General features: G+C 40.7%; 13 protein-coding genes. 9 read left to right on the plus strand and 4 right to left on the minus strand.

Annotation, left to right across the window (positions count from 1 at the left end; genetic code table 11):
- The first annotated feature begins 66 nt into the window (after positions 1-66).
- The 3 genes from AC2SLT_RS11630 (at position 67) to AC2SLT_RS11640 (ending at position 3,176) form a co-directional block, all read left to right on the plus strand.
- A protein-coding gene (locus tag AC2SLT_RS11630) for an IS3 family transposase (RefSeq protein ID WP_486547055.1) occupies positions 67-1,232 on the plus strand; the annotation gives its coding sequence in 2 pieces (ribosomal slippage) (positions 67-337 and positions 337-1,232; 1,167 coding nt in all).
- Positions 1,233-1,455: 223 nt separating this feature from the next.
- On the plus strand, positions 1,456-1,857 hold the full coding sequence (locus AC2SLT_RS11635) for a DUF3293 domain-containing protein (RefSeq protein WP_486547819.1): 402 nt from the start codon (positions 1,456-1,458) through the stop codon (positions 1,855-1,857).
- Between the two features lie 497 nt (positions 1,858-2,354).
- A complete protein-coding gene (locus AC2SLT_RS11640) occupies positions 2,355-3,176 on the plus strand; it encodes a leucine-rich repeat domain-containing protein (protein WP_486547821.1) in 822 nt (273 codons plus the stop codon).
- A 356-nt stretch (positions 3,177-3,532) separates the two neighbouring features.
- On the opposite strand, the gene AC2SLT_RS11645 is transcribed toward AC2SLT_RS11640, so the two are convergent.
- From AC2SLT_RS11645 to umuD, 3 genes are all read right to left on the minus strand, one after another.
- Positions 3,533-3,886 carry a hypothetical protein gene (locus AC2SLT_RS11645; RefSeq protein WP_486547822.1) on the minus strand — a complete coding sequence of 118 codons (354 nt, stop codon included), beginning with the start codon at positions 3,884-3,886 and terminating at the stop codon, positions 3,533-3,535.
- A 397-nt stretch (positions 3,887-4,283) separates the two neighbouring features.
- Entirely contained in the window at positions 4,284-5,588 is a 1,305-nt protein-coding gene (locus AC2SLT_RS11650) for a Y-family DNA polymerase (protein ID WP_486547823.1), read from the minus strand.
- Between the two features lie 456 nt (positions 5,589-6,044).
- Positions 6,045-6,503 (minus strand): translesion error-prone DNA polymerase V autoproteolytic subunit, encoded by a 459-nt coding sequence (gene umuD / locus AC2SLT_RS11655; RefSeq protein ID WP_486547824.1) that lies wholly within the window; start codon positions 6,501-6,503, stop codon positions 6,045-6,047.
- An 857-nt stretch (positions 6,504-7,360) separates the two neighbouring features.
- Here umuD and AC2SLT_RS11660 point away from each other — a divergent pair.
- The 4 genes from AC2SLT_RS11660 (at position 7,361) to AC2SLT_RS11675 (ending at position 13,612) form a co-directional block, all read left to right on the plus strand.
- Positions 7,361-9,337: a glycosyltransferase family 2 protein gene (locus tag AC2SLT_RS11660; RefSeq protein ID WP_486547825.1), complete on the plus strand. Its 1,977-nt coding sequence runs from the start codon at positions 7,361-7,363 to the stop codon at positions 9,335-9,337.
- Between the two features lie 122 nt (positions 9,338-9,459).
- Positions 9,460-10,872 (plus strand): glycosyltransferase, encoded by a 1,413-nt coding sequence (locus tag AC2SLT_RS11665; RefSeq protein ID WP_486547826.1) that lies wholly within the window; start codon positions 9,460-9,462, stop codon positions 10,870-10,872.
- A 2-nt stretch (positions 10,873-10,874) separates the two neighbouring features.
- Positions 10,875-12,305 (plus strand): hypothetical protein, encoded by a 1,431-nt coding sequence (locus AC2SLT_RS11670; RefSeq protein WP_486547827.1) that lies wholly within the window; start codon positions 10,875-10,877, stop codon positions 12,303-12,305.
- Positions 12,306-12,394: 89 nt separating this feature from the next.
- Entirely contained in the window at positions 12,395-13,612 is a 1,218-nt protein-coding gene (locus AC2SLT_RS11675) for a glycosyltransferase family 2 protein (protein WP_486547828.1), read from the plus strand.
- Between the two features lie 111 nt (positions 13,613-13,723).
- Here AC2SLT_RS11675 and AC2SLT_RS11680 read toward each other — a convergent pair whose 3' ends face one another.
- Positions 13,724-14,644 carry a hypothetical protein gene (locus tag AC2SLT_RS11680; RefSeq protein WP_486547829.1) on the minus strand — a complete coding sequence of 307 codons (921 nt, stop codon included), beginning with the start codon at positions 14,642-14,644 and terminating at the stop codon, positions 13,724-13,726.
- A 277-nt stretch (positions 14,645-14,921) separates the two neighbouring features.
- Here AC2SLT_RS11680 and AC2SLT_RS11685 point away from each other — a divergent pair, with 277 nt between their 5' ends.
- Positions 14,922-17,480, plus strand: a complete 2,559-nt coding sequence (locus AC2SLT_RS11685) for a TonB-dependent receptor (protein ID WP_486547830.1) — start codon at positions 14,922-14,924, stop codon at positions 17,478-17,480.
- An 841-nt stretch (positions 17,481-18,321) separates the two neighbouring features.
- Positions 18,322-20,442 carry a methionine--tRNA ligase gene (metG, locus tag AC2SLT_RS11690; protein WP_486547831.1) on the plus strand — a complete coding sequence of 707 codons (2,121 nt, stop codon included), beginning with the start codon at positions 18,322-18,324 and terminating at the stop codon, positions 20,440-20,442.
- Positions 20,443-20,499 lie beyond the last annotated feature (57 nt).

Genomic DNA, 20,499 nt, shown 5'->3' on the forward strand with positions numbered 1-20,499 from the left:
TGAGCTATGCTGAAAAAACCGTAGATAAAAACTTGGTAAACTAAGGAAGACAATTAGGAGTTTACCATGACAAAGAAAGCTAAAAGATACAGTGAAGAATTTAAAGCAGAAGCGGTCAAAGCAATAGAGAATAATGGTGGCAATGTCAGTGCCACAGCAAGGCATTTAGGGCTACCAATGCAGACACTAGCCAATTGGCAACGAAAAGCCAATCAAGGCAAACTCAAAGGTACTAAGCAATACGATCCAGAGCTTGTTTCAGCCCTTGAAGAAATTAAGCGTTTAAAGCGTGAACTAAAAATAGCACAAGAAGAGCGAGAGATATTAAAAAAGGCTACGGCGTACTTTGCCAAACACGATCAGTAAGGTACGCCTTTATTGACCATCACAAATATGAATTTAGTATCACAGCCATGTGCAAAAACCTTGATATCAAACCATCAAGCTACTATGACTGGAAAAAGCGTGACATCAGTGTTCAGCAAATACATCGCAATCACTGTGAGCTGCTTGTAAAAGCTGCGCACAGGAAGACCAAAGAACGATATGGCTATGAGCGTCTGCATGCTCACCTAAATGAACAAGGACACGATGTCAGCAAGTATATGGTACGTAGTATCAAAGAAGAACATGGTATCAAATGTAGACGTCATAAGCGCTTTAAAGTGACAACGGACTCAGAGCATAACAAGCGTGTTTATCCTAACCTGCTTAAACAGAAGTTTGGCGTTAATCGTCCTAATTGTGTCTGGGTCAGTGATATCACCTATATCTGGACAGATGAGGGCTGGCTTTATTTGGCAGGCGTTAAAGATTTGTATACCAAAGAACTGGTTGGCTACGCTATCGATAAACGCATGAAGACTGATTTAGTCTGTAAGGCCTTAAATAAAGCAATCAAAGATAAAAGACCTAGCCAAGGACTTATTGTGCATTCAGATAGAGGTAGTCAGTATTGCAGCGATGATTATCGCAAAATGATCACTAAACACGGTTTTAAAGGATCTATGAGTGCGAGAGGTAACTGTTATGACAATGCGCCAATAGAGAGCTTCTGGGGCGTTTTAAAGAATGAGCTGGTATATCATCATAATTATAAAACTCGATTTGAAGCAATCAACAGCATCTTGAAATATATTGAGTTAGATTACAATCAAGTCAGGATTCAGCAGAGTTTAGGTATGAGATCGCCAAGACAAGTTTGGATGGATTTCTATCGTCAAGCTGCCTGATTAAAATCTCCCAAGTTTAGGTGTACGGATTTGACAGCAGGGGTCAAACCCCTTATTTGCTCTAGTATTGGCTTTATTTGTTCGTAGTAAATTATTAGTACTTAAAACCTTAGACAAACACTAAATCTTTTAACATTACCCGAATCTCAACTATTTTTTATCCTTGGTTTTAAAGATCTGAAAATATTTAGTTATTAAATCTAACCTTACTGATAAATAAATTATGCTAAATCAATCACTTTTACAAGCCTATGAACAGACAAATTACTGCTTTAATGACATTACCTTAAATATAGGTATGATATCTAAAGATAGCACAGAGTTATTTACACCCTATAATGCTCTAGGTGGAATATTTATCACTGCATGGAATCCATATGGCAAAGTAAGAAGCCATATTGAAAACAATCAAGCCAATGAATCATTAAAATCCTATCTATTAAGTTTAGGATTGAAAGTAATTGATGGGTATGGTGAAAGCCCTGATGGTATATGGAGAGAAGAGAGTTATTTTGCTTATCCTGTCGATAAGACTACTTGTTTAGCATTATGTAATCGATTTAAACAAAATGCAGTAGTGTACGTTAATCATAATGGTCTAGCTGAATTAGTATTTTCAGATTAAACTGCTAACATTATTGCATTTGTTTAAAGCTTCATAAAAATAAAAAATACTTTGACAGAAATCAAAACATCTGATAATTTAAAAATACATCGTGGGTTTATGGCTACTTCCAGCGCGATGTAAAACAAAGACTGGTAAAACGCACAACTCCTTTTTGCTCTGTAAGGTGACTGTGTCGTTTCAATTTGGCACAGACAGAGCACTAGGAGATTTTTTATGTCTAAAATTCGTCCACTCCCCTTTTTCATCCAATCTGTAAATACGCAATCCAACTTATTGTCTAACCACTTTTATCCTAAAGTGGCAGGACATATGCACACGCATGCCTTTCTAAAACAAACCAAACTTTATCAACAATATCTCATTAAATTCCTAAACCATAAAATCTGCTTGGCTTACCTTTCTTTTTATTACTGTATTTAACGTAACTCCGCATCTAATTAGTACATTGTCACTCTAAATACAATCACCTCATTTAAAACGTCAAAGGTAATCTTATGAATACGAACATCACAAATGACATTGATAACACCAAAACTCAAACTTGGATCAAAGAGATATGGGAGTGGGCTGACGTCAATAATATACCTGAATCTCAGATTCCTCGAGATGCTAAATCACTAATCGAGCTTAAAGAGCTTGATATCTCATTTTGTAGCTCTTCTACATACGTATCGGACGGTAACGGTGGTTTTATTGAAACAGAGTCTCGTAAGGCTTTAACCTCCCTACCTGAAGCAATTAAAAACCTTAAAAACTTAAGATATTTAAGATTAATCGGTGCTAATAACCTTCCACAAGGTTTTGAAGAATTAGATGGTTTAAAAACATTGGTATTTCTTAAAACATCATTTGAAGTTATACCTTATTCCGTCTGTAAATTAAAAAACCTTAAAGAGCTTTATATAATGTCGAGTACGCTTATAAAACTACCAGACAATATAGGTCAGTTATCGTCTCTAAGACTGATTGATATGAGAGGTACTCAGGTTAAAGAATTACCTGAATCATTTACTCAGTTAAAACAGCTTAGAAGTATCACTTTTTGTGTGAATCCATTGGAATATCTTCCTGAGGATCTCGATAAACTATCAAACCTTGTGTATATTAATATTAGAGCTTCACAATTGGATAGACTACCCGAGTCTTTTGGTAACCTGCCAACATTAGCTAGCTTGACCTTATATGAAAATGGTTTGAAATCCTTGCCAAACAGTTTGGCTAAATTGAATTCATTAGAGCATTTAAAAGTTCAAGAAAGCTCGTTATTAGAGGTATCCCCTGCCGTTAAAGAGTTTATTAGTCATTATGATGAATAAGAGCATCTAATATTGATTAACAGTTGTATATAATAATTTTAATAAAGAAAGCTTCTTATTACTAGGAGCTTTCTTTATTAATATGGACATGCAAGGTGAACGTCCTATTCATATCACAGTAAATCAAAGAATTGGAGAAAGTAAAAACAGACGGCCGATTCCTTCGTCTCTTTATTACAGTCTTGGTCTAAAAATTCAGGGTTAAGCAAAGAGCTAATTAAAAAGGTCCATTTATTGCAAATTCCAACACCAACTAGGAATTATATGGATTACCGGACGCCATCAGATGTGGACAAAAACATGCGTACATATAAAACTACTATTCAATCAAGATTACTAATTAACCTCCCAACCCATTACCTACCCGCTTTTCGACTATAATGCGCTTGCTGATGCTTTAAAATACTGGCGAAAATGGCATCATCGTAGGGCACCACAAGGCTTTTTGGTACCGTTAGCTCAAAGTCACCTGCTTCTACCTTGATGAGCTTTTCGTCTAAATGTATAACATTAAGACCATAATGTTTTAGGTCTTCTGCCAACTCATTGAGTATCGTTTCTTTTTCAGAGTCACTAATGGTAGGCCTAGAGTAACTTTGCGGCTTAATAACTAATCTATCTCCCACTACCTCATGATTGTCGAGTGGATCGCCGTTTAGTAGCACACTATGTTCAATTTGGCTTTTATAGCGGTCATTGACAACTCCCATATCGTCCTCTCTTTATTTATTGTTATTCTTAATGGCTATAGGTAGCTTTCTAGATTTGGGCTAGATTTGGGCTAGATTTGGTAGAACGTGACAGGTAATACTTATAAATTAATACTATCAATCAACGTGTGTCAAATGACAGATGTTTGTTTAAGCTTTGATATTATTGCTAGGGCTTATGTGATGAGCGGTTTAGCCCCGATTGCAGCGGATATACTTGGGGCAGCACAAGGTGGGGTCGCTTAGCCAATGCCGGTATCGCGATAGCAGGAACGGCAGTGGCTATTAGCGTCACCCTTGTGCCACCCAAGATAGTAGCGCAAAGCGGGTTGAGCTACTCAGCTTGTATGGTATGCCGTTTAGTCTTTAAGTGATGCTCTTCTACAAATAAAACCCCCTACTTCACCACTACTAAATCTTTTACTCGTGTCGTATAACACGGGCTTAATAGTTTGCGATTCATCTGCCACGTCTGTTCCTTTTTGATACCCTCACTGGCGATAAATAAGGCATTTTGCTGATAATGATCCTGTTTGAACTTGTGGTTCAGCTCATCCATAACGGCCATTAACGCCGTTTGCTTTTCTTCAAGATGACAATCCTTATCTTGCCCAGTCGCATCTAACAAATCAAGCTGCACCTCATCGTGCTGGCAAATTCCCGATAGCATCACGCCAGCCTTCGCATACCGAACATCTTGTTTGTAGATATGATGGAGCACCTCACGCGCAGCAGCCACTATCACTCGAGTATCAGCAGTGGGCGTGATAAATTGATATTGACCGGATATTGGGGTGTAGCGCTCTGTGGTATTAAAGGGGCTATTTTTGGCAAAGACGGTCATAAAGCTACAGACACTTTGTTGCGCGCGCAGCTTACTGGCGGCCTTGGACGCATGACCGCATATGGCCTGCTCTAAGTCTTGCTGGCAGGTAACTCGATTCGAAAATGAGCGTGAAGATATGATTTGTTGCTTAGGTTCGACCTGCTCGATACCGAGACATGACTGCCCATTGAGCTCTAGACAGGTACGCTCCAGTACTACGCCAAAATGCTGGCGAATTTTGCCCGGTTCACAAATTGCCAGTTGATAAACGGTGTCGATACCGAGCGCATTCAGTCGCTTTTTATAGCGGCGCCCAACCCCCCATACTTCGCTGACATCGGTAATTTGCATTAATCTGCGCATCCACCTTGGGTTGGTTAACACACAAACACCCTTGGTAGCTGGATATTGCTTGGTGGCATGATTGGCCAGTTTTGCCAGTGTCTTGGTCTCCCCTATCCCAACACCGACAGGGATACCTGTATACATTTCAACAATTTGCTTAATCTTTTTGGCATAAGCGTCTAAATCCTGCATGGCTACTGGATAATCGGCAAGGTACAAAAAAGCCTCGTCGATTGAGTAAACTTCTACGGTCGGACACAACGACTCTAAGGTACTCATGACCCGATGCGACATATCGGCATATAAGGCGTAGTTTGAGCTAAATACCTCAATGTTATGTTGCTTGCAGAAGTCTTCGACCTTAAAGAATGGCACTCCCATCTTGATACCTAAGGCTTTCGCCTCTGCTGATCGGGCGACGACGCAGCCATCATTATTAGACAATACAACCACTGGCTTATGTTTTAGATCGGGGCGAAAAAGCTTTTCACAGGAGGCGTAGAAACTGTTGCAATCAATTAGGGCGTACATGGGAATATCCCAGTATATCTCGTTCAGGTTAAGGTGGATGATAGTCGAACAACTCTAAAATGATGATAAGGCAACCGAGCGCAAGACTACTAAAGCAGGCTTTGCAAGGTTAACAGAGTAATCGTTTTGTAGTTCGCTGACTATAGAGAGACGAGGCTCACTACTAAGGTCTGTCAGGACGGATTAAAGATAACAGAGAGAGCTAATAAAATAATAGTCTTTAAAGCGAATTGACGACGCTTGATGTCGCTTTAATTTTAGTTTTGGGCTTAGTTTTAGTTTCAGTTTTAGTCAGAAGAGCTATAAACCGTGTTATCGCAATAAAGAAAAATGAGTGTCTAACGTTAGTCATTGTATTGTTTGTTATAACAGTGTTTCTTAATTAGAAAGCCTTAAAATAGAAAGCCTGTAGAATGAAAAAGTATCTAGCTAACTAGTAAAAGAGGCGTGGGCAACTTAAAAATTTGGGCGACGGCTTTGACCCCGACCACGTTTCACCTCTCGGATAATATTGATGACAACGCCAAACACTTCAAAGTCAGTGTCGTCATCTAGGAGGATATCGTCAAAGTCTTTGTTGTACGCCACCAACTTTGGGGTTGGCTCCAAGCAAAGCTCCTTCACCGTAAATTCGCCATTGAGAGCACAGACAATAATGTCGCAGTGCTGAGCCTCTAAACTGCGATCCACCACCAATAAATCTTCAGGGTAAATGCCGGCATCGATCATAGATAGCCCGCCTGCCCGTACCAAAAATGTCGCATTGGGATGGCTGATGCACAGCTCATTTAGGTCAATACTGGCTTCAACATAACCTGCAGCGGGTGACGGAAATCCTGCTGGCACTTTTTCAATAAAATAAGGTAGTGGACTGAAACTTGCAGGGTGAAGCTTACCAAGTACTTTTGTTTTCATAGTGATATACAACCCAATTCAAAACGACCTAGACCACGAATTTTAACTTATTACCGATTTTAAACACCTTATCTCATTTTACACATAATAACCTCATTTATGACCTAATAAACTCATTTTAAATCTAACAGCAATTTGAGATGAGCAAACTATTGACCAGTAACGACATTTTTTAGAGGAGTAACGAACTATCCTAGTCAAGCTAGTGTAGTCAAGCAAGTAGAGCAATGTAAGTATAGAGCAATATAAGTATAGTTAAGCAGGACAGTCAGGCAGGATAATCAAAGATATTGAGCACCTTATGATAGTGCCTTATAGCATAGCCTCATCATATAGCTACTACTCAGAATATAGAGACTATCCAGATAAACCATATTTAGCTATTTTTGGAAGCTAGTGCGATCTAAAAAGTAACAAATCATTACAACGTAATTATCATGTTTAAATATTAGGTTACAACTTATAAAAACATTACTTAAAAATACATTTTTAAATATTTGCTACTCCTTAACAATACTTACATTACAAAGCTTTATATTATTATTGGCAGTAAGTTATTAGTAGATAGTAGCAGGTATAGGAACCTTATCCTGAAGGAAAAGACGAAAGGGAATAAAATGCACTTGAGACCATTAATATCCAGTTAATACTATTCAGTAAGTGAGTCTATTTGTGAAATTAAGTTATGACCTTTGATGCCTTATTATAATTTTATCCCATGTGATTTATTACCGTTCCTCTTTACACCATGTAAACCCTATACATACGCCTAACTTTTAACGATAAGATGGCTCGATAAGACTTAATCAATCCTAAATAAATATAAGACTTAATAACTATTTTCCTCAGGATAATACATGACCTTAGACAAGCTTAATTCTCCCGATATAGCGCTAGATACGACATCAGACACTACAGATAATTATTCTAAAAAGTCTGCTAGTATAGAGGATAAGGCCCATGGTCAATACCTTGAGGCGATTAGCTTTCAAATAATGACATGTGCTGAACCGCCTGAATTAGTCATCAATACCATCGAATCTTTATTGGCAATTAAAGAGGCGCGTGACGAAATCCTTATTATTGATAATAATAATACACAAATCGAAAAGTATGCTCCCCTTGCAGCATTCTGTAACCGCCTAGATCCTGACTTAAGGGTTCGCTTCTATCATGTGGATGCTATTGAAGGATATAAAGCGGGCGCTCTCAATCTTGCTTTGGAGATGATGGCGTCCAATTGTTCACACATTGTCGTGGTTGACAGTGACTATCAAGCGCTGCCTCATGCAAGGCTATCTATTGCCAATGCTTTGCAACGTTATCCTGAACATACTCTACTTCAGTTCCCACAGTTTTATCGTAACGAGGGCCAACAAGATGTGCATAGTGAGTTAAATCACTATTTTAATTATCACTTGTATCGCCCTTTTAATCGCTATAAGGCGTTATCGACAGGTACCTTTGCGGTAATACGCCGTCAGGATTTGGTAAATTTAGGGGGTTGGTCTGGTGCTTCGATTACGGAAGATGCGCAGATGGGTGTGCTCATGCATCGAAATGGATATCGCAGTCAATTTATCCCTGAAGTTATTGCGACTGGCTTATTGCCTAATTCACTAAAAGATCTTGCTGCCCAGCGCCGCCGCTGGATTTACGGCAATATGCAGGTACTCAAAAACGTCTCTTCAGTTTTATTAGGGTTTTTTAATAGACGTTCTCGGAAATCCGGCTCATTTAATTCAAAACCTTACGACTCACAACCTTCTCATTCAAGCTTTTCAAACTCAAGCTTTTTAGAAAAAGGCCGAATAACCAATGACTCTATCGATACTCGCGCGATAAACGATGACTATATAGCGTTCCGTTATTCAGACCCGAATCTTATTAAAAAAGAATCGGTCATACCCCAAAAGCAATCTATGTTTGAGCGTGTGGCTTATCTACGCGCACATCTTTCACAGTTGACTGCTTGGATAAATTTTACCGGTCCCTTTATTGGGCTTCACATCGGTAGCTTGTTGGTCGCAACGGGTACAGTTTTTTACCCCATTAGCAAAGCGTCAATAGTGACGTCTCTTTCTATCGTTTATACAGGCTATTCGGTATTTTTATTAAGACGCTTATGGGCGTATTTGCAAGACCAATCACCTCTAAATAAACAACTTATTAATAACAGTACGAACGACATTGGCTCTATTAACATTGGCTCTATTAACATTGGCTCTACAAACGAAAAGCTTCTGAAAGGTCAGCTCCTTAATGGCGAGCTTCTTAATAGAAATCATCTTAATAGAAATCATCTTAATAGAAAGCTACGTGCTTGGCTAATGCATCTAAACTTTTGGGAGTTGGGCGCTTTATCTTGGCTACCCGTATTATGGGGTCAAAATAAGCCTTTCGTTTGCACCCCTAAAAATAAAATCAAATCTATTAGTCGATCCGCTTGGATGAATAACCTCAGGACAACCCCAAAGCTGGTGTTTGTATTAAACCTATCAACAGCAGCTGTGGTATCTCCCCCCAGCCCATTTTATTCACCGTTATTATTAACCAGTGCGCTTAGCGTCTGTGGATTAAAACTCGCAGCTTTAAAAGTAGCCGTCGATAACTTTGCCAGCATTACAGAAGAGTCAGCAATAACACAACCGATAAATAAAACGTATCTTGCTATTCATGGCCGTATAAAAAAGGATACCCGAAAAAGACTTAGTGACAGAGTAAGCGATGGTAATAGATTTAACAAAACACTGGATGACAAAACCGGTACCAATGATAGGGACTGTATCAACACTAAACCCACTATCACAACCCCTAAAGCATCGTATAACTGAGGCCAAAACAAATAGTATTCATCGTAAAAAGCGTTAAACGTATTTAAAGCCTACATTAATCAATACCTTCTAAACATCTACATTTTTTATCGCACATTTTTATCGCACACATTGGGGCACTTATGTCATCGTTAGCACATCAAACTCATACCACATCCTCTCAATCTACCCCCTCTAAAACCACATTGTCATCAGCCAAAAAGTTACGTATTGCGGTTATCGCTCATTCGCTATACCCCATCGCTCAGCCTTATGCCGGGGGTCTTGAAAAGATGACACACTTAATCTGTGATGAGTTGGTAGATCTCGGTCACGAAGTTCTGCTATATGCTCATAAAGACAGTAATACCAAGGCAACCTTAATACCACTACTGACCCGTGGAGAGTTCGACACCCTAGTTAGTGAAAATGGACATAAAGCCTTATCCATGGGTAGAAATGAGTTATTCCAATATTTGACGTATCAACTGGCGCTTCGCGATATCATTGCCCGCTATGAACGCGGCGAGATTGATATTGTACACAATCATAGCTTGCACCATATCCCGATGATGACCGGCCAAGCCTTTGGATCTCGTTTTTTTACCACGTTCCATACGCCAATCTTCCCTGATCTAAATATTGCACTACTGACCTTAAGCCGAGGCACCTCCACTCAATTTACGTCAGTCAGTCATTATCAACAACGCCTATTCTCTGAGTTTGTACCGTCAAAAGTGGTGTATAACGGCATTGAAGTAGATGAATTTAAGGCAAACGTAGCCCCTATTAAAGATGAGGTGTATTTTTGGTATGGCCGTATATGTCCAGAAAAAGGCACCCATTTGGCGATGCAATATTGTAAAGAAGCCAATAAAAAATTAATCATTGCTGGACCTAAGAGCAATCAAGGTTATTTTGATGAGCAAGTCGCTCCGTTGCTTCGTGAGGATGAAGAAAATGGGTCTGCAAAACGCTTTGAGTATGTCGGTCACTTGACCAAATCTGAAATTAATGACTATCTTACTCAAGCGACAGCCCTGCTATTTACCAGTACATGGGATGAGCCTTACGGCTTAACCTTGGCTGAAAGCTTGGCCTGTGGTACGCCCGTTTTGGGATTTGATGTTGGTGCTAGTGCCGAAATAGTTACTCCAACGACGGGTATTATCGTCGCTAAAGAGGACAAGCAGGCCTTTATACAGGGTTTTGATGATATCAAAAATATCTCTCGGCAAGCGTGTCGTGATCGGGCAGTGCAGTTTTGTTCGGCGACCGCAATGGTAGAGGGGTACCTAAACTTATATTATCAAACATTAGATAGCTCAAATGATTTGCAGGCATTCACTGACTGTGAGGCGTCATTAGAACGCGAACCGCTCTCTACTTATCATGGATCAGACTTAAGACAAGACTCAAGAACAGACTTAAGAACAGACTCTTCGCAAATCACGCTATCTCATAACGATACCGATGGTAGAGATAAACATCCTGTTCATAAGAACCCCACGTCAAATCCCGCAAATTCTGGCTCGCCAGTTAACGTTGGGGAGTGAGAGTGATGCGTATTGGTTACTACGCCCATCATCATGGATCGGGACATTGCCGTCAGGCCGATAAGCTTGCCGCACTTCTCACTGATGTTGATAGACAACAGATGACTGTTTTTACCAGCTTAAGTTTGGATACTTACCGCTTTACATCCCTGCCAGAGTCACAAATCATTCGCCTGAGTAATGAGCATGAGCGAAAAGATGACGTGCTACCAGGCCGTGCTGGCAACTATTGGCAGCCTAGTTGCCTTCATTACTCGCCTATCGGCAATACCGATATTTTAAAGCGTAGTCACCAACTTTTAGATACCATCTATCAGCGTCAGATAGATCTGATGATTATTGATGTCAGTGTGGAAGTTGCTATGCTCTGCCGTGTCTCAAGTATCCCCTACTTATATGTGAGACTGCCAGGGAGCCGTGACGACACACCACATATCAATGCCTTTGCTGGCGCTTTAGCATTACTCGCTCCATATCCGCCCTCTTTGGAGTCGAGCATTACCTCTGATTGGGTCGGTCAAAAGACACTCTATCTTGACTTTATCAACTTTTTTAAACAGTCCTCTGTATCATATCCAGCATTTATTTCCCAGTTGTCTAACGACGTAACGCAAACCGCGCACAGTCTAGATAAAAGCAGATCATCTAACCCGTTATTAAATAGCCTCCGCCAAAAAGCGGCAACATTGTCAGATGCCGACTCAACGACATTAGAAACATTTCCATTAGGTATATTGCCGGATGAAAATAACATCAACAACATCAACGACAACAATGTCAATTCAAGCCACTCTTTTTCAAGCCACTATCATTCAAGCCACCATCCTATTGTAACCGTTATTAAAGGTTATGGTGGGCATGAGGCAATTGACATCAAGCTGCCTGAATTACGTAGTCTGTTACCAGAGGCCATAATCATATCGCTTGGTCCTATCCATGAGAATGTACGTCATAACGTTGATATTGCGACCCATGTCGATGACGTCATGCCTTTTATTGAGCATAGTGATTGTGTAATCATGGCATGCGGGCTGAATGCGATTGCTCAAGTATATGCCTCTAATACACCGCTGGTGGTACTACCCGATAATAGACCGCATCGTGAGCAAGAAATCATGGCGGAAGCATTAATATCAGAAGGTCGCGCATTGAGTTGGGCGCAGTTTACTGAGAAGATGAGGGTTAATGCTAAGCAAGAAAAGACTACTTTGACTCAAGCGCTTAAACAAACTCTTAAAACAGAACCGTTAGATAGCGTAGTCGCTCAAGACAGGCAATCCAACTCTTCTAATCATCATCAAACCCGTTTAGAACCATCGGCTGCGAAAGCTTTTATGCAAAGCATGGTTGAGTATACAACCTGCAAAAGCTGGTTTGAAAACTGGTTACTGCCTCAGCTTGACTTGAAACCTGATAGCTTTTCTAGACACTAAACTATCTTTGCCAGCCATTTAAACCCATTATCAATTAACCCTATTACCTATTAACTCTTTTTTAAACGCTTCAAACGTGGTGTGACTTGATGAATGACTCAAATACAGATTTAACGCAACCCTTTAATCAGAAGGATAATCAGCCTTCGAACAACCAACTTTCTAATAACCACGTTGCCGTCAGCGTCATTACTACTTGCTATGGGCGAAATCGGCATTTGTATAATCTGCTAAGTAGTCTTGAACAAGGAAGCGTTCAGCCTGAAGAAGTTATTATTGTTAATGATGATGCCGATCCGAAGCGTTTAGCAGAGTTTTCGCTGAATATTATTCAGATCCCGACTACCGTTTCAGACTCTGATTTAGGCTCAAATGCAGACGCTACTACCGGCTCTACTACAGCTTCTACTAGCAATGCCAAACCTAAATTTGATATTGGTCACAATCGTAATCTTGGTGCAGCTAAAGCCCGTTATGAAGCGCTGATATTTCTTGATGTCGATTGCATCGTTGCACCGCATTTTATTAAGCAGATGAGTTTAAAACTACAAAGACAGCCTGATGCCTTAATTATGGGACAGCCCAGATACTTGACTCGTCCTTTAACGGTTGATGAAAGCACGCTGCTAAAAGATGGCAACTTTCCTGTTCAGACGTTGAACGCCTTATCAGTGTATAACCCTTACCGTTATAATTTTGAGCCTAGCGATTCTGGTTTTTCAAACAACGAAGATAATTTAGATGATGATAAGACTGACGACAAGTTAAAGAATAATCAAAGCGACAAGGTCGAAACATGTTCAGTTAAAGCCGCTCCTGTTAATGTTGCAAATACCCTATTAAGAGAAACCTCTCATGCGAACCCTTCGCTACCAACTTCAACGCCAATGATGAAGACTGACGACTATGGCGCCTTTTGGAGCTTATGCTTTGCCATAACACGCCAACAGTTTCAAAATATAGGGGGCTTTGATACTCAATATATCGGTTATGGGGCAGAAGATACTGACTTTGCGTTTACTGTGCGTGCCATGAGTATTGACTTTTATCTAAGTGCCGATGTGGTGTATCACCAGCAGCATGGCGTGTATCGGCCGCCCCTCAATCACCTTTACAGTATTGTTATTAATGCCAATCGCTTTTATAACAAATGGCAACATTGGCCAATGGGCGGCTGGCTTCAGCAATTTGTTGATATGGGTCTGATTGAGTGGATTGATCAACAAGACAAGCCTATCACTGTGATTAGGGAACCCTTAGAGGATGAATTACAATCAGCCCATTGTCCTGATGCGCCGTTTGTTTGAGGCAGCGTTTGTCTTAAATGCTTAACAATAAATAGGCAGCTTTAATAGCCAACAGTATTAATCACTATAACGTCAAACGTCTATGTATTCATAACACCGTTTTTTATCAATCTACTGACGTATCACCGTCACCCCCGATGGCGCTGTGTTGATCTCATGCCTCTCAAACTCCCAATTATGACCATGCCAAAAGTGGTTGGTCACTTCATTATGATTAAAGCCTATCATCAATAGCTCTAAAGGATCGTTGTCAGGAAGAGTTAATTGTAAATACGCCCTCACCGCTAACATCAAGCGATATAACAAAAATCCCGATGAAGGCGCTGAGGAATGTATGTCTTCAAAACGGGGATAATCTGCCACCACGCGATGATTCTCTGACAGCACCTTATGATAACTGTCACTGTCTAACATGGCTTCAATCTTCTCAGGAATGACCAAAATACGGCTATCCTCTATCGGATCATCTTCAGGTTTCGGGTCATCATCAGGTGTAGGAAATTGATAGCGTATATTACTAAGTAGCAAACCAAGAGGGGCGTCTTTTGCCATCTGCGCTATAGAGCTCATGTTATTACTTCTGGGCGGTAGACCAAAATGCAGTTGACTGTCGCCAATCTGACGGAAAAATATCAACTTAGGCAATGCTTTTATCATAGGATGTGTGGTCAAAAACTCAGCATGAATAAAGTAATTAAATAACACCAAAACATCATCAGGGTTTAACATCTCTTCGAGTTTCTCTTTGCTGATTGCTGGGTTATTGGCGATAAGCACCACCCGCTTAGCATCGAACAATGCCTTTTGAATAACACTGGGCAAGCTTTCAAAAGCTAAGCTATTATTTTCAAAAACATTACCTTTTAAGCTTTCATTTTTCAAACTATCAGCTCTCAAACTCTTAAAGGAACTCATCTTATTAATAGTCACCTCTGAAGTCGTTTCTGCAAAGCTTGATGAACTTGGGATACTGTCATCAAGAGAAACATCATCACTATACGAGACCATATTATCTATATTCAGCATTGTCATATTGATTTATCATTACCCTAAGAAATAGTGTTAATTGACTAGAAACTAGTCTACGCCAGTGCAATGGTCGAATGTTCCACACGCCCTAACCATATCTGATTGAAATAGCTACTGATTTTAAACGAATTTAATGTCATTTTGCTTAAAAATATTGCAACATTTTAAAAAAACGTTATCATAGCATTTCTTCTATTATTGTTATGTTATAACATATCATTTTTTCTAAAGTTTAGATTTCATTAAAACCAATTAAGACAGCTTTATAAGGTTACGTTTTATGAAGAGAAAACCACTTTCTGTTGCGATTTATACCCTTCTTGTTTCTTTAGCGACTCAAAACGCTCTCGCCAATACTGAGCCCACCGACAGCTTGACGGACAATGACTTACAGTCCGATACTGAGGTCATGCCTCAGGCCACCTTTGAAGCCATTACTGTTACCGCTACTTCAAACAAAGTACCGAGCAGCTTAGCTTTTGATAATGCAAAAAAGGCCAGTGATGTCGTCATTAGCAATGAGAAATTACGCCACCGTTCTGCGACACTTGGTAACGCCCTAGCGGACGAGCTTGGTGTACATAGCAATCCCTTTGGCGGCGGTGCATCTGCCCCGGTGGTAAGAGGTCAAGAAGGGGTACGTGTCAAGATATTAGAAAACGGCATGGATGCGATCGATATGTCGACCCTATCACCAGATCATGCGGTCGGTGTCGATACCTTATTGGCTGATAGAGTAGAATTAATACGGGGCGCCTCTACCCTTCTGTATAGTACCGCCTCGCCTGCTGGGGTGATTAACGTTGTCGATGGGCGGATTCCGGATTACGTGCCAGAAAATTATGAAGGAGAAGCGGCACTACGCTTTAATGACAATAATGATGAAAAAGTGGCAACAGCAGGAGTGACCTTTGGATTAACAGACAATGTCGCACTGCGTGTCGAGGGCCTGTCACGTAAAGCCAATAACTATGAAGTACCTGAGATTAATCTTGCTGAAAAGCTGAACTACCTACCCGACTCACATAACAAATCTAACGTGGGGACAGTAGGGTTATCTTATATCGGTGATCAAGGTCATATTGGCGTTGCCTATAGCGAGCGCCATGACGACTATGGCTTAGTCGGTCACAATCACAAATACGATTCATGTGGTGGCCATGTGCTAAACTTCCTTGGCATTGGCAAAAATCGCCCTTATCTCAATGTCTATCCTCATTTAATGGGCGATGATGATTTAGTGGACTCTTTCCACTTCCATTGTGGTACCGATCATGAAATGGACCCTGAACATAGCCATGATCATCCGTTTGGGCATAACCACGATCATACACAAGCTGGGCCTTGGGTGGATATGAAGAGTAAAAGCTACTACCTACAAGGTGAGCTGCTAGACCCAATTAGCGCCATTGAAAAAGTCCGATTGGATGTTGCGTATCACAACTACCACCATGAAGAGCATGACCACGGCAAAACCATCCCAGATCCCGCCCAAGGTAGTGTCTTTGTTAAGGCTAATACCTCTTATTTTGACAACCAAGGTTACAATGCCAAGTTACAAGCCTATCATACACCGACCGAGCATTTGCAAGGGGTTTGGGGTATTCAAAGCCAATCTCATAAAAGCAGTGCATTGATCCCTTCTAAAGAAGAACGTGCTGAAAATCGTCGCCTTTTGGTGGAAAACACTCAGCGTCAATTTAGCCTGTTTGGTGTTGAGCAGTATAAGCTCAATGACTGGCTGTTTGAAGCAGGTCTGCGTTATGAAAAATCAAAAATACCTATCACTTATGACCTAGAGGCAATAAAATCCCAAAACAAGCTGCATAGTCAGCTCTCAGAACCAGAAATGCCAGACTTAACCCCTTATAAAGAGTCTGCTTTCTCTTATGCGCTAGGCACTATCTGGGACATTACCCCAGAATATCGTTTGGATCTCTCATACTCGCATAATGAGCGTTTGCCCACGCCAATGGAGCTTTACTATCACGGTAAAAACTTAGCCACCAACTCGTTTTTGTATGGTAATAAAGACTTAGATAAAGAAAAATCAGATAACATTGAGCTAGGCATTCAGTTTGATAATGATAAATGGCACTACAAAGCCAGCGCCTACAGCAATCACTTTGACAACTATGTCCATGCCGAAAACCTACATAAAGATGGCAACTTATATCTTCGACGCATGACTCAATCCAAAGCCAAAATTCAAGGCTTAGAAGCAGAAGTAGGTTATGAATACCTACCTGGGCATAGCGCCACTGTATTTGGTGACTATGTGCGTGGCAAGCTCTATGGTTTTGCCCCCATTTATGGCAACAAAATCTATAAAGAAATCCCTAAATACGATCCACCAGAGTTCTGTGGCGCCTATCCGGGGGATGCAGATTATGAAGAAAGGTGTGCTTATACTGACTATGAAGTGATTGGCATCGACAAGGTAGATCGTCCAGAGCGTAACGCGCCACGTATGTCGCCACTACGCTTAGGCTTTCGCTTAAACAACGAGTACAATGACAACTGGTCAACCTCGCTTGACTTCACCCGAGTCTTTACCCAAGACAAAACCTCGACTGCGACAGTTGCCAGAATACCCAAAGATGAAGACTTACTCAAAGTCACCAAAGTCCCAGAAAATGCCACCAAAGGTTACTCATTATTAAACCTAGGGCTAGATTACAAAAACACATGGGGCAACTCAAAACACCCCTTAGACTACACCCTATCCTTACGCGCCAACAACGTATTGGACGAAGAAATTTATGTACACAACTCGTTTTTATCATTTGTACCGCAAATGGGACGTAATATTTCTTTGGGCTTAAATGTTCAATTCTAGAGTCATCGTCTTCATTTAAAATAAGTCAAAGATAGCGTTTTGCCCATCTTTACTAAGATTTTATAATAACGTGGAGCCCATCCCGCTTTCACTCCTATCTTGGCTCGCACAGAGCGAAACGCTACGCTTTAGTCCGTTCCTGCTACCGCGATACCGGTCTAAAAGCTAGCGTTTCTGCCCTGTGCCTTACCAAGTATATCCGCTACAATCGGGGCTAGTACTCTTTAACCCTCAGAGCTCTGAATCACCTCAGCATTTTCTTTATAGTCAAAGAAATCTAAAATGGCTACAAGGCAACCGAGCGCAACTACTACTCTAGTAGGCTTTGTGAGGTTAACGCTGTCGCTCTTTAGATTGCCTACGACTATAGCCCATGTTTGTGCACATAGGTTATCAGGTAACCTCCCATTTCTACGCCATTTGCGGTATCATAGGCGGATATTATAAATTCTGAAAACTTAGGGCGTGTGGAACATTCGACCATGGCACTGGCGGAGACTATTTTTTAGTCAATATGCAGTGAAATTTTTGACGCTTAGTCATTCTAAGTTAGAACCCTAAATTTTTAATAGCCGCCATATATTGGCAAAAAAGAGTCCCGCCCTCACTCGAGCATAGCTCTCGCCTTGCGAACGGGCAAAGCAGTGCTTTGCTTAATCCGTTCTCAGGGCTGATACTAAAATCGCCCCAGACGTTGTTACAAACCTAGCCAAGGTCCAATACGCTTCGGGCATTAGCGTCAGTTTGCGCCTAGTCTGGAACGATTTTAGCTATCAGCAGTGCTAATTTGCGAATGTTCCACACGCCCAAATTAAAATCAATAAACTTAATAGGTGATTTTGTGCGTCAAATTCTTGTTACCAGTGCCCTTCCCTATGCCAATGGTCCTATTCATTTAGGTCACTTGGTAGAATATATCCAAACCGATATCTGGGTGCGATCAATGAAGGCTCAAGGCCATCAAGTAACTTATGTCTGTGCTGATGACGCGCATGGTACTGCCATTATGTTAAAGGCAGAGGCCAATGGCGTAACACCCGAAGAGCAGATTGCAAAAGTAAAAGCATCGCATGAAGCAGACTTCAGCAAATTCTTAATAAGCTTTGATAACTACCACTCTACTCATTCAGATGAAAATCGCGAATTTTCTGAGTTAATTTATCGTCGTTTAAATGGTGAAGGTCATATCTCAACCAAAGATGTTGAACAGCTATTTGATCCTGAAAAAGGACTATTTTTAGCCGACCGTTTTGTCAAAGGTGAATGTCCTCAGTGCGCCGCAAAAGACCAATACGGTGATAACTGTGAAGTCTGTGGTACTACCTATAATGCGACTGAACTTAAAAACCCTTATTCAACATTATCAGGTGCAACCCCTGTTTTAAAGACTTCAAAGCATTATTTCTTTAATTTACCTGAGTTTGAAGACTTTCTAAAGCAGTGGACCAATGATAAAGATCGCCTGCAACCTTCAGTATCTAATAAGCTTCAAGAGTGGTTTGAGGCAGGTCTAGCCAGTTGGGATATCTCACGTGATGGGCCCTATTTTGGCTTTAAAATTCCGGACACACCTGACGGTGAACCAGATAAATACTTCTATGTATGGCTCGATGCGCCGATTGGCTATATGGCTAGTTTTAAAAACCTGTGCAAACAGCGTCAAGGCTCAACTGACCCTTCTAAACCTGAGCTAAACTTCGATGACTATTGGTTAGAGGAAAATCAACACAAAACCGAGTTGTATCATTTTATTGGTAAAGATATCGTCTACTTCCACGCCTTGTTTTGGCCAGCCATGTTAGCTGGGGCTGAATATCGCACGCCAACGGGTGTGTTTGCTCATGGATTCTTGATGGTCAATGGCGAGAAAATGAGTAAATCGCGGGGTACCTTTATTCAAGCCGAGACTTTTGCTAAACATTTACATCCAGAGTATCTACGCTATTACTTTGCGACCAAGTTGTCAGATAAAGTAGAAGATCTAAATTTAGATTTTGCTGACTTTATGCAAAAGGTGAACTCTGACATGGTCGGAAAAGTGGTCAATATTGCCAGCCGTAGCGCCGGCTTTATCGTCAAAAAATATGACGGTATGCTATCTGATACCTGTGCAGAGCCTGAGCTATTAAATGATGTGATGCGCACCGGTGAAGAAATTGCCACGGCTTATGAAAATCGTGAGTTTAGCCGTGCAATGCGCCTAATTATGCAATGTGCAGATAAAGCAAACGAATATATTGACAGCAAAAAACCATGGGCAATGGCGAAAGAAGAAGGTCATGAGCAGGAAGTACAAGAGGTTTGCTCAGTTGCCATCAATATTTTCCGTCAGCTTATGGTGTATTTAGCGCCAGTATTACCTGAGCTTACTGACAATGCTAAGGCCTTCTTAAATATAGATGACTTAAGTTTTGAGAGCCGTCACACGCTATTGCTAGGTCATAAAATTAATAAGTTCAAGCCATTGATGCAGCGTATTGAGCAATCGCAAATTGATGCCTTGATAGAAGAGTCAAAGCAAGACTTGGCGGCAGTCGATGCTAATAACAGTGCTAATTCTAAGAGCAGCGTTAACTCAAAGAGCAATGCTCAGACAAAAGAAGATACGATCTCAAATTCCACATCTGTAGAAAGCTTTATTGAGTTTGATGACTTTATGAAGGTCGAAATGACAGTTGCTCACGTCCTTGAGTGTGATTATGTAGAAGGTGCCGATAAACTGCTACAGTTTACATTGGATGTGGGTAAAGATAAGCCAATCAATGTCTTTAGTGGTATTCGTAAATTTTACGAGCCAGAACAATTAGCGAATAAAAAAGTTATTTGCGTTACTAACCTTGCCCCACGTAAGATGAAGTTTGGGGTATCAGAAGGTATGATTTTATCTTCTGGCGACCCTAAAACAGGATTAGTCGTCGTCACCTTACCAGACGAGTGTCAAGTCGGAGATAAATTAGCGTAATATATTCTGTCTAACGACTAAGGCGTGTGCCCATTTTTATATCACTTTTATATATGA

It is taken from the genome of Psychrobacter sp. CX18, assembly GCF_057396215.1.

Bases quoted from the DNA above. Each gene is read 5' to 3' on its own strand.
- AC2SLT_RS11635 (WP_486547819.1), top strand. From the start codon at position 1,456: ATGCTAAATCAATCACTTTTACAAGCCTATGAACAGACAAATTACTGC.
- AC2SLT_RS11640 (WP_486547821.1), top strand. From the start codon at position 2,355: ATGAATACGAACATCACAAATGACATTGATAACACCAAAACTCAAACT.
- AC2SLT_RS11645 (WP_486547822.1), bottom strand. From the start codon at position 3,886: ATGGGAGTTGTCAATGACCGCTATAAAAGCCAAATTGAACATAGTGTG.
- AC2SLT_RS11650 (WP_486547823.1), bottom strand. From the start codon at position 5,588: ATGTACGCCCTAATTGATTGCAACAGTTTCTACGCCTCCTGTGAAAAG.
- umuD (WP_486547824.1), bottom strand. From the start codon at position 6,503: ATGAAAACAAAAGTACTTGGTAAGCTTCACCCTGCAAGTTTCAGTCCA.
- AC2SLT_RS11660 (WP_486547825.1), top strand. From the start codon at position 7,361: ATGACCTTAGACAAGCTTAATTCTCCCGATATAGCGCTAGATACGACA.
- AC2SLT_RS11665 (WP_486547826.1), top strand. From the start codon at position 9,460: ATGTCATCGTTAGCACATCAAACTCATACCACATCCTCTCAATCTACC.
- AC2SLT_RS11675 (WP_486547828.1), top strand. From the start codon at position 12,395: ATGAATGACTCAAATACAGATTTAACGCAACCCTTTAATCAGAAGGAT.
- AC2SLT_RS11680 (WP_486547829.1), bottom strand. From the start codon at position 14,644: ATGACAATGCTGAATATAGATAATATGGTCTCGTATAGTGATGATGTT.
- AC2SLT_RS11685 (WP_486547830.1), top strand. From the start codon at position 14,922: ATGAAGAGAAAACCACTTTCTGTTGCGATTTATACCCTTCTTGTTTCT.